Source organism: Polaromonas sp. JS666 (assembly GCF_000013865.1).
Lineage (GTDB): Bacteria > Pseudomonadota > Gammaproteobacteria > Burkholderiales > Burkholderiaceae_C > Polaromonas.
In genome coordinates this window covers 752,015-764,926 of record NC_007948.1, presented here as the reverse complement: position 1 = coordinate 764,926, position 12,912 = coordinate 752,015, and the positions used below count along the sequence as shown (strand labels likewise).

11 protein-coding genes are annotated in these 12,912 nt (G+C 63.3%); 9 read left to right on the top strand and 2 right to left on the bottom strand.

Translation table 11 applies throughout. The features are described 5' to 3' along the window. Nucleotides 1–203: 203 nt before the first annotated feature. Nucleotides 204–1,364 carry a porin gene (locus tag BPRO_RS03660; protein ID WP_011481706.1) on the bottom strand — a complete coding sequence of 387 codons (1,161 nt, stop codon included), beginning with the start codon at nucleotides 1,362–1,364 and terminating at the stop codon, nucleotides 204–206. 729 nt (nucleotides 1,365–2,093) lie between these two features. Between BPRO_RS03660 and BPRO_RS03655 the strand changes: the two genes are divergently transcribed. Continuing rightward, nucleotides 2,094–3,341, top strand: a complete 1,248-nt coding sequence (locus BPRO_RS03655; protein ID WP_011481705.1) for a porin — start codon at nucleotides 2,094–2,096, stop codon at nucleotides 3,339–3,341. 206 nt (nucleotides 3,342–3,547) lie between these two features. Further along, complete coding sequence (gene coq7, locus BPRO_RS03650; RefSeq protein WP_041388313.1) at nucleotides 3,548–4,177, top strand: 2-polyprenyl-3-methyl-6-methoxy-1,4-benzoquinone monooxygenase; 630 nt, start codon at nucleotides 3,548–3,550, stop codon at nucleotides 4,175–4,177. A gap of 274 nt (nucleotides 4,178–4,451) precedes the next feature. Here the strand turns inward: coq7 and BPRO_RS03645 are convergent, their stop codons facing one another. Beyond that, the gene (locus BPRO_RS03645) at nucleotides 4,452–4,910 is read right to left on the bottom strand and encodes an OsmC family protein (protein ID WP_011481703.1); all 459 of its coding nucleotides are present in this window, start codon (nucleotides 4,908–4,910) and stop codon (nucleotides 4,452–4,454) included. 252 nt (nucleotides 4,911–5,162) lie between these two features. Between BPRO_RS03645 and ilvA the strand changes: the two genes are divergently transcribed. From ilvA to BPRO_RS03610, 7 genes are all read left to right on the top strand, one after another. After that, nucleotides 5,163–6,785: a threonine ammonia-lyase, biosynthetic gene (ilvA, locus tag BPRO_RS03640; protein WP_086003107.1), complete on the top strand. Its 1,623-nt coding sequence runs from the start codon at nucleotides 5,163–5,165 to the stop codon at nucleotides 6,783–6,785. Between the two features lie 12 nt (nucleotides 6,786–6,797). Further along, nucleotides 6,798–7,064, top strand: a complete 267-nt coding sequence (locus tag BPRO_RS03635) for a cysteine-rich CWC family protein (RefSeq protein WP_011481701.1) — start codon at nucleotides 6,798–6,800, stop codon at nucleotides 7,062–7,064. Further along, nucleotides 7,061–8,146 (top strand): nicotinate-nucleotide--dimethylbenzimidazole phosphoribosyltransferase, encoded by a 1,086-nt coding sequence (gene cobT, locus BPRO_RS03630; RefSeq protein WP_011481700.1) that lies wholly within the window; start codon nucleotides 7,061–7,063, stop codon nucleotides 8,144–8,146. Before BPRO_RS03635 ends, cobT begins: the two co-directional genes overlap by 4 nt. A gap of 28 nt (nucleotides 8,147–8,174) precedes the next feature. Then, nucleotides 8,175–9,023, top strand: a complete 849-nt coding sequence (locus BPRO_RS03625) for an adenosylcobinamide-GDP ribazoletransferase (protein WP_011481699.1) — start codon at nucleotides 8,175–8,177, stop codon at nucleotides 9,021–9,023. A 274-nt stretch (nucleotides 9,024–9,297) separates the two neighbouring features. Next, nucleotides 9,298–9,846: a histidine phosphatase family protein gene (locus BPRO_RS03620; protein ID WP_011481698.1), complete on the top strand. Its 549-nt coding sequence runs from the start codon at nucleotides 9,298–9,300 to the stop codon at nucleotides 9,844–9,846. A gap of 174 nt (nucleotides 9,847–10,020) precedes the next feature. Beyond that, nucleotides 10,021–11,007, top strand: coding sequence for a 5'-nucleotidase (locus BPRO_RS03615; protein ID WP_011481697.1), 987 nt, complete (start codon nucleotides 10,021–10,023; stop codon nucleotides 11,005–11,007). After that, nucleotides 11,004–12,848, top strand: coding sequence for an ABC transporter ATP-binding protein/permease (locus BPRO_RS03610; RefSeq protein WP_011481696.1), 1,845 nt, complete (start codon nucleotides 11,004–11,006; stop codon nucleotides 12,846–12,848). The genes BPRO_RS03615 and BPRO_RS03610 overlap by 4 nt, the downstream gene beginning before the upstream one ends. Nucleotides 12,849–12,912 lie beyond the last annotated feature (64 nt).

The following is a 12,912-nucleotide window of genomic DNA, read 5'->3' as shown; positions in this document are numbered from 1 at the left end:
CGGAAGCGACTTCAACAAGGATTGACAGGTACCGGGGAACATCACGTGCTTGCAAGGTTGAAAAATCACCAGCCACCATGACAAAACGCCTTCGACCACATTGCGTTTACCTTATTTACCTTCATCCATAAAAAAAGCCGCCTCGGGTTTCCCCGAAACGGCTTTTAGGTTTTCATCAAAAGCTGGCTCAAGCCAGCCTCAGATTAGAACGTGTGGCGAATGCCGGCAGCGTAGGTCGTGGTGCGACCGATGTTGCTGGTTGGGTAAACCAACTTGGTTTCGTCAGCCAGATCGCTGTAGGCCTTGGTGCTCAGGGCGCCTGCGTACAGGGTCGTGCGCTTGCTCAAAGAGTACAGAGCCTGAACACCGAAGCCGGTGCTCTTGCCCAGATCGTCACCCTTGGAACGGGCAACACCTGCGCTCAGGGTGGTAGCGCCCAAAGGCACGGCAACGCTCAAGCTCACTTCCTTCTGGGGATCAATCTCAGTGCCGGTAGATGGATTGATGACGTCTTTGTACTTGGCACGGTTGAAGCCGAGGCCAACTTTAGCCACGCCGAAGTTGTAGGCAAAGTTCAAGAGGGTGTTTTCCAGAGCAGGCTTGGCCGTAGCGGTACGGCTGACTGCTTCGGACTGGTAACCACCAGAGATCAACAGAGGGCCGTTGGCGTATTTCAGGTTGGCCGAAACGGTTTTGCTGGCGCTGCTCGTCGTGGTCTTGTCTTCGCCCAGGCCGTACATCAGGCCGCCGCTGAAGCCGCCAAAGCTGGGGCTGGCGTATTTCACGCTGTTGTTGAAACGGCTGTTGTAGCCGATCCAGGTCGTGTTGCGGCCGAGGAAAGAAGCCAGAGCCGTAGCGCCTGCAGCGGAAGGTACCGTCAGACCCAGAAGAGCTGCTGAGGCAGTAGTAGTGCTGTTGCCGTTGTTGGTGTTGGTGTTGGACGGATCAAAAATCGTTGCGCCCATCATGGCGTGGTCAGCGGCCACGTCGTCGTAGGAGCTGGTGTTGCGACCCAGGGTCACGGTACCGAAGCCACCGGCCAGGCCGACGATGGCTTTACGGCCAAACAGGGCGCCTTGCGAAGATGCGCCGGTAGAAATATCGAAACCGCTTTCGATGTTACCGATCACAGCCATGCCGCCACCGATGTCTTCTTTAACGCGCAGGCCCCAACGGTTGCCGTTCAGGCCGCCGCCGTCAATTTTGACCTGTTTCAGGCTCTGAACAGAGCTGCCAACGCCAACGTTGGTTTTGAAGCTGCCGAAGTCGGCATCCAGCAGACCGTACAGGGTCACGGTCGACTGAGCTTGTGCTGCACCAGCCATTGCGCCGAGTGCGGCCAAAGCGATAAGGGTCTTTTTCATTTGAGAGTTTCTCCAAGGTTAAACATAGGGCTCCGGTACGGGGGCCAATCAGCTTGCGCTTTTTGGCTCCACCAGAGACCCGGGCCAACCCCCTTTCGGGAAGTTGGGTCTATTGCACCAGACCCGGCCCCGTTTCGCAAAGGAATCGACCCAAAAACCCATCATCCGTTGCATGCCCACAACAACTCTCATGCACCCCGTGGAGCTGATACAACAAAACACCGTATGTAAGGCAAAAGTTCCTGCCTCTGGCGGCGTGCTGAATCTGGATTGAAAGCTTTGGCAAAAACCCATTCGGTCACAACCCGCCAGCCGGACAGCCGGTCACCTGCGCAGGCTGTCGCATGCATGCCACGCGACCCCGAAACTAGAGGTAAAAGCCTAACCGGCCGTGCGGCCGGAAAATACACGCGGCTGGCAGAGGGCCGCGTACGGCAAAAAGCCTTGACGCCTCAGAGGAGAAAACCCGGGAAAGCGGCCCAGCACCCCACGCCTTTTTTGACGTGCCGGCGTCCCGCCTGGCAAAGGGTTTTCCCCTGTCTCCGAAGCGATAAATCGGGGAGCGCCAGTCTTTACGGCTCCAGGCATCGCCCTTAATCTCGCCCTCGTCCAAACAATCCAGTCAATCGCCTACGACAGGACATATTGGCCGCTCATTTTTTCTTTCGGTTTTTGTTTTTTGCTTTTTGCTTTTTGCTTTTCTTGTCAATTAGAACTTTTGGAGACTCCATGAAAAAACTGACCCTTGTCGCCACCGCAGTGATGGGACTTTTGTCCACCACGGCCGCCATGGCCCAAAGCACCGTGACTCTTTACGGCCTGCTTGACGGTGGCTACAACCACGTCTCCGGCCTCAGGCAGGGCAGCGTCAACACGATCGCCAGCGGCATCATGGAAGGTTCACGCTTCGGCCTTCGCGGCACGGAAGACATCGGCGGCGGCTACAAAGCCATCTTCACCCTCGAAAACCGCTTCGAACTGGATACCGGATCGGTCACCAACCGACCCAACTCCGGCGCCCAGTTGCCTGACCGCCTGAGCAATGCCGCGCTGATGGGCCTGCCTGGCGCCGTGCAGCCAGTCCTTAACGCCGTCGGCGCGAGCATTGGTTCCACGGTGGGCGTGAACATCGCCGGCAACCTGTTTGACCGCCAGGCCTTTGCCGGCCTGATCACGCCAGTGGGTGCATTCACCTTTGGCCGCCAGTACACGCCAGGCTATTTGACCAGCGCAACGTTCGACGCCACACAGACCCAGTCGAGCCTAGCCATGGGCCAGATCGCCACCTTCCCACCCTCCGTCGACATTCGCCTGAGCAATACCGTGCAGTACGGCATTCAGATGAGCGGCGTGACCGCCACGCTGATGTATGGCGCGGGCGAAGTCGCCGGCGACAATGCCAAGGGTCGTTTTTATGGCGGCATGGCCATGTACAAGGGCACCGGCTTCTCGGTGGGCGTGGGCCACAACACGCGCAACAACGAACTGGGTCAAAAATCCCTGACCGACACCGTCCTTGGCGCTACGGTCAATGTGGGACCCGGCACCGTCTATGGCCAGTATGCCAAGATCAAGGACGACAACCCCACGGGCTTGTCCACCATCGCTGCGACGGTGACCCCCTCGGTTGGCGCAGCGACCGCCGCCCTGATTCAAAACGCCTACATCAACGGCTTCAAGCAGGACGCCAACCTCATGCACATTGGCTATCGCTTGACCCGCGGCGTTCACACGGTCGTGGTGGCTTACAACCGGCTGGATGACAAGCGCCCGAACAACGCGGACACCGCCTCCTACGGCGCGACCTACACCTATGCGCTGTCCAAGCGCACCAACCTCAATGCGGTGTTGACCCGCTTCAACAACAAGGGCCTGGGTCAGGCGGCTCCTGGCGGCAACGGCTTCCTGGGCGGCGTGACGTCCACCGCGGGCACGGACTCCACCAACATCGCCTTCGGTATCCGTCACACGTTCTGATCAGGTCCAGGAACACCGCAGAAACGCCGCAGAGGCCCGCCAGCAGCGGGCCTCTCGGTCAAACACCATAAAAGCTCCCTTTTGGGAGCTTTTTTGTTTCCCGGCCGCCGCGGCACCTGCCCGCACGCCATATACCCCCCGCTTGTCCCCGCCCGTCCCGCCGCGCTAACATACTGGAACCTACTGTCCAGATGAGAGAAAAGGCCATGACACCCGCACTCGATACCGCGCTGAATGCTGCAGATGGCGCGCTGCGCACCCTGTTTGCCAAACCGCAGGCCAGCCGGACCTGCCCCACCGTGGCGGGCCAGCGCACAGAGCTGAGCACGCAGGAGAAGGCCTTGTCGGGCGCGCTGATGCGGGTCAACCATGTGGGCGAGGTCTGCGCGCAGGCGCTTTATGCCGCGCAGGCCGTCACCACGCGGGATCCGGCGCTGCGCCGGCACTTTCTGGCGGCCAGCCGGGAAGAAGGCGATCACCTGGCCTGGACGCGTGAACGGCTCGACGAGCTCGGCGCGCGGCCTTCACTGCTCAACCCCTTGTGGTACGCCGGGGCCTTTGGCCTCGGGCTGCTGGCAGGTCGTCTGGGTGACCGGGTCAGCCTGGGATTTGTCGTGGAGACCGAGCGGCAGGTGGAAGCCCATCTGGCCAGCCACCTGGAGCGCCTGCCCGAAGGCGATCACGACTCGCGGGCCATTGTGGCGCAAATGAAGGACGATGAAGCCCGCCATGCGCAGGATGCGCAAAACGCCGGCGCCCTGCCCATGCCTGCGCCCGTCAAGGCCTTGATGCAGGCCTCCGCCAGGCTCATGACCACCACGGCCCACTACCTCTGAATCTCTGCCCCCTGAAGCCGGGTTCGCTCCAGCCGTCTTTAACCTCCGCACGAACCTCCGCACGACATGCTGCGGTGCCATTCGCCCTGGGAGCGGCCCGACGACTCAGAGGCTGAGAGTTTTTCGAAGCGACGGCATTTCCTCCCTCGCCCCTTTGGGGAGAGGGTTGGGGTGAGGGGCTGTGCTCCAGTGCTGTGGCCACTCGCCGGCCCTCACCCCCGCCCTCTCCCAGAGGGAGAGGGAGAGGGAGTGAAATCGAAAAACTCTCACTCTCTCACGCCTCCTGCAACTCAAAACTGGTGGTGATGTCGGCCGTCTTGCCCAGCATGATGGTGGCCGAGCAGTATTTGTCATGGCTCATGGCAATGGCGCGCTCGACCGCACTGGCAGCCAGGCCGCGCCCGGTCACGACAAAATGCATGTGGATTTTGGTGAACACCTTGGGATCCGTCGGCGCCCGTTCTGAACTGAGCTTGACCGAGCAGCCCCGCACGTCGTGGCGGCCGCGCTTGAGGATCAGCACCACGTCATAGGCCGTGCACCCTCCGGTGCCGGCCAGCACGGTCTCCATGGGCCGCGGCGCCAGGTTGGCACCGCCGTTCTCCGGCTTGTCCGCATCGGGCGCGCCATCCATCACCAGGGTGTGGCCGCTGCCGGTTTCGGCCAGAAACGTCATGCCCGAACGTGACCCGGTCGTTGCGCTGGGACCTGTCCAACTCACTGTGCATTCCATAAACACCATTCCTTATGCAAAAAATTTATAACTAAACGCTGGAAATGTCGAATTTTTGCCACACATATTGTGCAGCGCAACATGGCTCCGGCTATACTGAAATCATCGCACCAATACAAAAACAATCCGCAACGGTTTTGTATTTTTGCACTGGTTGTCTCCTCCACTCCTCTAAGGGTGGATTTACAGGCCCAGACCGCAAGGTCTGGGTCTTTTTTCTTGCCCACTATGATGTTGGACTGCGAGAAAAACATGCCAACCCACACCCCCCCTGCTGCCTACCCCTCCCCTCAAGCGGCCAAAACCGCACGCAAAGTGTCTGCGCAAGGCCTCACGCCCGCGGATTACCTGAAGAAAATCCTCACCGCGCGCGTCTACGACGTCGCGCTGGAATCGGCCCTGGAGCCCGCCAAAAACCTGGGCCGCCGGCTGAACAACACCGTGCTGCTCAAGCGTGAAGACCAGCAGCCCGTCTTCAGCTTCAAGCTGCGCGGCGCCTATAACAAGATGGCGCACCTCAGCAGCGCCCAGCTCAAGAAAGGCGTGATTTGCGCCTCGGCCGGCAACCATGCCCAGGGCGTGGCCCTGAGCGCGCAAAAACTCGGCACCCGCGCCGTGGTGGTGATGCCGACGACCACGCCACAGGTCAAGATCGATGCGGTCAAGGGCTGGGGCGCAGAAGTGGTACTGCACGGCGACAGCTACTCGGATGCCTACGCCCACGCCGTGCTGCTGGAAAAAAAGCGTGGATTGACCTTTGTACATCCTTTCGACGACCCGGACGTGATTGCCGGCCAGGGCACGATTGCGATGGAAATCCTGATGCAGCTGCAAAGCCTGGGGTCGCGCCGGCTGGACGCCGTGTTTGTCGCCATTGGCGGCGGCGGCCTGATTGCCGGGGTGGCCAACTACATCAAGGCGGTGCGACCCGAGATCAAAGTCATCGGCGTGCAGATGAACGACTCCGACGCGATGATGCAGTCGGTGACCGCGAAAAAGCGCGTCACCCTGAATGACGTGGGCCTGTTTTCAGACGGCACGGCCGTCAAGCTGGTGGGCGAGGAAACCTTTCGCATCAGCCGCGAACTGGTCGACGAATTCATGACCGTGGACACCGATGCGGTGTGCGCCGCCATCAAGGACGTGTTTGTGGACACGCGCAGCATCGTGGAGCCTGCCGGCGCGCTGGCCGTGGCCGCCATCAAGCAGTACGTGGCCACGCACAAGACCAAAGGGGAAACCTACGCAGCCATTTTGTGCGGCGCCAACATGAACTTCGACCGCCTGCGCTTTGTGGCCGAGCGGGCTGAAGTGGGCGAGGAACGCGAGGCGCTGTTTGCCGTGACGATTCCCGAAGAGCGCGGCAGCTTCCGGCACTTTTGCGAACTGATTGGCGAGTTGCCCGGCGGCCCGCGCAGCGTGACCGAATTCAACTACCGCATCAGCGACGACGAGAAAGCCCATGTCTTTGTGGGCCTGACCACCTCGGCCAAGGGCGAGAGCAGCAAGATCGCGGCCAACTTCTCCCGCCACGGCTTCAAGGCGCTCGACCTCACGCATGACGAGCTCGCCAAGGAACATATCCGCCACATGGTGGGCGGGCACAGCGCACTGTCCAAGGACGAACGCCTGCTGCGCTTCATCTTTCCCGAGCGGCCCGGCGCGCTGATGAAATTTTTGTCCAGCATGCAGCCGGGATGGAACATCAGCCTCTTTCACTACCGCAACCAGGGCGCCGACTACGGCCGCATCCTGGTGGGCCTGCAGGTGCCCAAGGCCGACAACAAGGCCTTCAAGGCCTTCCTGGACACCCTGGGCTACCCCCACGTGGAAGAAACCGACAACCCCGTCTACCGGCTGTTTCTGCAGAGCTGACCGGACAAACGCATGACTTCACAAGGCTCGCCATCACCAGAAACACCGGGAGCCGGCTTGCCCGACACCTCGCCCACCTCGGTGTGCCCGCGCTGCGGCGCCGGCTTTCGCTGCGGCATGGTGGCCGGCGATGCGCAGTGCTGGTGCGTCAAGCTGCCGCACGTGATGCCCGTGCCTGCTTCAACGCCCCCGCAGGGCCAGGAGGCAAGCGCTGACAGCGCCGCCTCGTGCTACTGCCCGGCCTGCCTCCAGCTGATCACCGCGAACCGAGCCCGATGACCGCCACCACCTCTTCCCCCCCTGTCTCCTCTTCTCACCCGGCCCTGCACATTCCGGCGATCGCGCCCATCGCCGACGCCGTGCTGGCGGACCGGTTGCAGCGCAAGATCGACCACAAGACCAAGCCCGTGGGCGCACTGGGCGCGCTGGAGGGCCTGGCGCTGCAGCTGGGCCTGATCCAGCGCCGCGACACCGTCACGCTGCACGCGCCGCAAATGGTGGTGTTTGCGGCCGACCACGGCATTGCCGCAGAAGGCGTGTCCGCCTATCCGCAGGCCGTCACCGTGCAGATGGTGGGCAACATGCTGGCCGGCGGCGCAGCCATCAATGTGTTTGCGCGCCAGCACGGCTTTGCATTGCACGTGGTCGACGCCGGCGTCGCCGCCGACCTGCCCGCGCATCCCCAGCTGCTGCAGCGCAAGATCGCGCACGGCACGCGCAACCTCTGCAGCGAGCCCGCCATGTCGCTGGCCGAGGCCGATGCGGCGCTGCAGGCGGGCATGGCCGTCGTGCGGGCCCTGCCCGGCAATGTGGTGGCGCTGGGCGAAATGGGAATTGCCAACACCTCGGCGGCGGCCCTGCTATTTGCGCGGCTGGCCGGCGCCAGCCTGGAGGACGCCACCGGGCGCGGCACGGGCCTGACCGACCCACAGTTGCAGCACAAGCAGGGCGTGCTGCTGCGCGCCCTGGAACGCCATGCTGATGCCACCCGGCCGCTTGACGCGCTCGCCGCGCTCGGTGGTTTTGAAATTGCCATGATGAGCGGCGCGATGCTGCAGGCCGCCAGCGAACGCCGCGTGGTGCTGGTCGACGGTTTCATTGCCGGCGCCGCAGCGCTGGTGGCCCACGCGCTGGCGCCGCAGGTGCGCGACTACCTGGTGTTTTGCCACCGCTCGGCCGAGCGTGGCCACGGCCTGCTGCTGGCCCACCTGAAGGCCACGCCACTGCTTGAACTCGATCTGCGGCTGGGAGAAGGCACGGGCGCCCTGCTGGCCTGGCCGCTGGTGCAGTCGGCGGCGCTGTTCCTGGACGAGATGGCCAGCTTTGACTCGGCCGGCGTGAGTGGCAAGGAGAACCCCTGAATCCGCCAGACCCTGCGATAACCGCCCCATGAATCCGATCAGCCAGTTTGTCCGCGAATACCTGCTCGCCGTCCAGTTCTTCACCCGCATACCCGTCGTGGGGCGGCTGGCCGACTGGGTCGGCTACAGCCCCGAGTTGCTGCGCGCCAGCGCCGGTCACTTTCCAGGCGTCGGCATCCTGGTCGGCGTCATGGCCGCGCTGGTGTATGGGCTGATACAGGCCCTGCTGCCCAACACCCCCTTCACGCCGCTGGTGGCTGCCGTGCTGTCCACCGCCGCCACCGTGCTGTTGACGGGCGGCTTTCATGAAGACGGGCTGGCCGATGTGGCCGATGGCCTGGGCGGCAGCCAGGACCGGGAGCGCGCGCTGGAGATCATGAAGGACTCGCGCGTGGGAGCCTTTGGCGCCATGGCGCTGATGCTCGCGCTGCTGGGCAAGACGGCGCTGCTGGCGATGCTGGGCTCGGTCGATGTCAGCCCGGCCGAACTCGGGGACGACGCTTCTTTCAGCAGCTGGTACATCGGCGCGGCGCTGCTGACGGGCCACGTGGTTTCGCGCGGCCTGCCGCTGCTGCTGATCTGGCTGCTGCCGCACGTCGGCAACACCGCCAGCTCCAAATCCAAGCCGCTGGCCGACCAGATCTCCCAGGGCAGCCTGCTGGTTGCATTCATCTGGTCATTTGTCGTGCTGGCCCTGGCCGGCCTTGCGCTGGACGCCATCAGTTTGATCGTGGCCTGCAGCTTTTCCCTGTTGGCGCTGTTGTGGATGGGGGCGCTCTTCAAACGGCGCTTGCAAGGTTTCACCGGCGACTGCCTGGGTGCCACGCAGCAGGTCTGCGAAATCGCCTTCTACCTGGGTCTGGCCGTTAGTTTGTGAATATGGCCCCCACGCTCCCCACTTCGTGTGGTTCGCTGCCCCCCGAGGGGGCCGCCGCGCCTGCGGTCTGGCAAAGCCAGTCCCGCGGCCCCTGCTGGAATAGTCCTGGCCCCCACGCTCCCCACTTCGTGTGGTTCGCTGCCCCCCGGGGAGGCGCTGCGCCTGCGGCCCGGCAAAGCCGGTTCCGCGGCCCCTGCTGGGTTAAGACCTCACCTTACCTTGATAGGCCCCCCACGCTTGTCGCTTCAAAAATGCGCCAGAGGGCCTTTCCTCGATGAAGCTCTGGCTGGTCCGTCACGCACAGCCCTTGATTGGGCCGGGCATTTGCTATGGCCGGCACCCGGTGGCGGCTGACGCCGACGCGACGGCGCAGTGTGCGCGGGCACTGGCGCACGTGCTGCCCGGTGGCACCCGTGTGGCCAGCTCACCGCTGCAAAGATGTGCGCAGCTCTCCCTGGTTCTGCAAAGGCTGCGACCCGATTTGGCCTGTGAAACCGACCCGCGCCTGCAGGAAATGGACTTCGGCCAGTGGGAAGGCCGCGCCTGGCAGGACATTGCCCCGGCCGAGTTGCAGGCATGGACCGACGACTTTGCGAACTACGCCGTCGGTGGCGACGGGGAAAGCGTCAGCCAGGTGATGGCGCGCGTCGCCTCTGCCTTCGACGCATTGCAGGGCCCGGCAGACACGCTGTGGATCACGCATGCGGGCGTCATGCGGGCCGTGCATCTGCTCATGCGCGGCGTGCGCCAGGTCGCGCACGCTGACCAGTGGCCGGCGGACGCGCCAGCTTATGGACAATGGTGCACACTGGATCTCAAATGAAACACCCCCGTTGCTTGCTCACTTCGTGTAACCGCCTCCCCCTTGCAGGGGGCGACGCCAGCGGCCTGGCAAAGCCAGTTCCGCGGCGTCTGCTGGTATCGCGCCACACCCGGGCGATCAACGCCAAATGAAGCCATACCAAAAACCGACCTAACAACACCAAGGCATCACAACATGGCAGCAAATCTGGACGGTCAGCTCGTGGTGGCGATCTCATCGCGCGCGCTGTTTGATTTCGAGGAAGAGAACCGTATTTTTGAGTCCGGCCTGACGCAGGATGCGGCGCCGGGCGCCAAAAAAGATGCAGCCTACATGAAGCTGCAGCTGGAGCGGCTCGACGTGCCGGCCAAGCCCGGCGTGGCGTTCTCGCTGGTCAAGAAACTGCTGGCGTTCAATGACGCCCCTGAAAGCCAGGGCGAAGCGGCCAGCCCGGCCGCGCCGAGCCAGCGGGTGGAAGTGGTGATCCTGTCGCGCAACGACCCGGTCTCGGGCATGCGGGTGTTCCGATCGGCGCAGCATTACGGCCTGAAAATTGAGCGCGGCACCTTCAACCGCGGCGAGGCGCCATGGCGCTACCTGAAGCCCCTGCATGCCAACCTGTTTTTGTCGGCCCACCTCAGCGATGTGCGCGACGCACTGGCTGCCGGCGTGCCCGCCGCGCAGGTATACCCGCACTCGGTGCGCGCCAGCGACGCGCATCCGCATGAAGTGCGCATTGCCTTTGACGGCGATGCGGTGCTGTTCTCCGACGAGGCCGAGCGCGTCTTCCAGTCGCAGGGCCTCACGGCCTTCCAGCAGCACGAACGCGACAAGGCCACGCAGCCGCTGCTGGCCGGGCCGTTCAAACCGCTGCTGGAGGCGCTGCACCGCCTGCAGCAGGCGGGCACTTCGCGCATGCGCATACGCACCGCGCTGGTCACCGCGCGCAGCGCCCCGGCGCACGAGCGCGCCATCCGCACGCTGATGGACTGGAACATCGAAGTCGATGAAGCGATGTTCCTGGGCGGGCTGGCCAAGGGCGAGTTCCTGCGCGAGTTCGAGCCCGATTTTTTCTTTGACGACCAGACTGGCCATGTGCACTCGGCGGCCCAGCATGTGCCCTCGGGCCACGTGGCCAGCGGCGTATCCAACCAGTTGTCACCAAAAGGTTTGCCAGAATGAATGTTCCAAGCCCCGCCGGCTTCCTAGCCAAATTCAGCGCCTTCAGGCTGTTCGGCGCACGCGTCTGGGCCCTGTCGGCGCCTTACTTCAAGTCGGAAGACAAATGGAAAGCGCGCGGCCTGCTGCTGGCCATCGTGGTGCTGAACCTGGGCGCGGTGTACATGCTGGTGCTGCTCAATGAGTGGAACCGGGTCTTTTACGACGCCCTGCAAAACAAGGATGCGGCGGTGTTCTGGACGCAGCTGGGCCGCTTTACCTACCTGGCGTTTGCCTTCATCCTGATTGCGGTCTACCGCTTCTACCTCACCCAGTTGCTGGAGGTGCGCTGGCGCGCCTGGATGACGACACACTACCTGAAACGCTGGCTCGCCGACCACGCGTTTTACAAGCTGGAGTTGGGCCGCTTCACCGGCGCAGCCAAAGACGCGCTGAACACGAAGGACAACCCGGACAACCCGGACCAGCGTATCCAGGAAGACATCAACCTCTTCACTTCCTACAGCATTTCACTGAGCATGGGCCTGCTCAATGCGGTGGTCACGCTGCTCAGCTTTGTCGGCATTCTCTGGTCGCTGTCGGGCGCCTTCGCATTCACACTGGGCGGCACCAGCTACAGCATTCCGGGTTTCATGGTCTGGATGGCGGTGCTTTACTGCACCCTGGGCAGCGTGCTCACGCACTACATCGGCCGCCCGCAGATCAGGCTCAACTTCCTGCAGCAGCGTTATGAAGCCGATTTTCGCCACCACATGGTGCGGGTGCGCGAATACAGCGAGGCGATCGCGCTGGACAAGGGCGAAACCGTGGAGCGTGCGCACCTGGACACCCGCTTTTCCGCCGTGCTGGCCAACTACCTGCTGCTGATCAAAAAGCAGAAAAACCTGGTGTGGTTCACCAACTTCTTTGGCCAGGCCGCCGTGGTGTTTCCCTTTGTCGTCGCGGCACCGCGTTTTTTCAGCGGCGCCATCCAGCTGGGCGAGCTGATGCAGATCGCGTCGGCGTTCGGGCGGGTGCAGGACTCGCTGAGCTGGCTGGTCGACAACTACAGCAGCCTGGCCGCGTGGCGCGCCACGACCGACCGCCTGACCAGTTTTGAAGACAACATTGCGGCGATGACCCAACAAGGACGCGCGCAGCTGGCGACCAATCTGGTTGCGAACGAGGCGGCCCCCCTGGCTGCCGCCGACACGCTGGCCGCCCGCGACCTGACCCTGGCTCTGCCCTCGGGCGCCACGCTGCTGAGCGGCGTGTCCGTGCAGGCCGGTCCTGGCGAAAGCGTGCTCATCAAAGGGCCGTCGGGCAGCGGCAAGTCCACGCTGTTCCGGGCGCTGGCGGGCATCTGGCCGTTCTCGCGGGGCCAGACCCAGCTGCCGCACGATGCGATGTTCATTCCGCAGCGGCCCTACTTCCCCGACGGCGCGCTGCGCGATGCGCTGGCTTACCCGCAACCGGCCGCGCAGTACAGTGATGACGCCCTGAAGCAGGCGCTGGCGGACGCGCTGCTGCCCCAGCTGGCCAGCCGGCTGGACGACAAGGATGCCTGGACCCAGAAGCTGTCAGGCGGCGAGCAGCAGCGGCTGGCGATTGCCCGGGTGCTGCTGAAAAAGCCCGCCTGGATCTTTGCCGACGAAGCGACCAGCGCGCTGGACGAAGCGGCCGAGAAAACGCTGTATGAAAAACTGCTGGCGCATGTGAAGGCCCTGCATGGCGGCATCGTCTCGATTGCCCACCGCCCCACGGCGGCGGCCTTTCACAGCCGACTCTGGGAGCTGGAAAAATTGCCGCCGGGTGGACCCGTGCTCTACCGGCTGCATGAAAGCCGGCCGCAGCAGACCCTCTGAAAAATCCCGGAAGAACCTGGAAGTAAATCGGACACAACTCGGCAGAAAACGGAAAAATCACTGA

Coding starts and splice junctions, on each gene's coding strand:
- BPRO_RS03635 (WP_011481701.1), top strand. CDS start 6,798: ATGACTTCACAAGGCTCGCCATCACCAGAAACACCGGGAGCCGGCTTG.
- ilvA (WP_086003107.1), top strand. CDS start 5,163: ATGCCAACCCACACCCCCCCTGCTGCCTACCCCTCCCCTCAAGCGGCC.
- BPRO_RS03625 (WP_011481699.1), top strand. CDS start 8,175: ATGAATCCGATCAGCCAGTTTGTCCGCGAATACCTGCTCGCCGTCCAG.
- BPRO_RS03660 (WP_011481706.1), bottom strand. CDS start 1,364: ATGAAAAAGACCCTTATCGCTTTGGCCGCACTCGGCGCAATGGCTGGT.
- BPRO_RS03645 (WP_011481703.1), bottom strand. CDS start 4,910: ATGGAATGCACAGTGAGTTGGACAGGTCCCAGCGCAACGACCGGGTCA.
- BPRO_RS03620 (WP_011481698.1), top strand. CDS start 9,298: ATGAAGCTCTGGCTGGTCCGTCACGCACAGCCCTTGATTGGGCCGGGC.
- BPRO_RS03655 (WP_011481705.1), top strand. CDS start 2,094: ATGAAAAAACTGACCCTTGTCGCCACCGCAGTGATGGGACTTTTGTCC.
- BPRO_RS03610 (WP_011481696.1), top strand. CDS start 11,004: ATGAATGTTCCAAGCCCCGCCGGCTTCCTAGCCAAATTCAGCGCCTTC.
- BPRO_RS03615 (WP_011481697.1), top strand. CDS start 10,021: ATGGCAGCAAATCTGGACGGTCAGCTCGTGGTGGCGATCTCATCGCGC.
- cobT (WP_011481700.1), top strand. CDS start 7,061: ATGACCGCCACCACCTCTTCCCCCCCTGTCTCCTCTTCTCACCCGGCC.
- coq7 (WP_041388313.1), top strand. CDS start 3,548: ATGACACCCGCACTCGATACCGCGCTGAATGCTGCAGATGGCGCGCTG.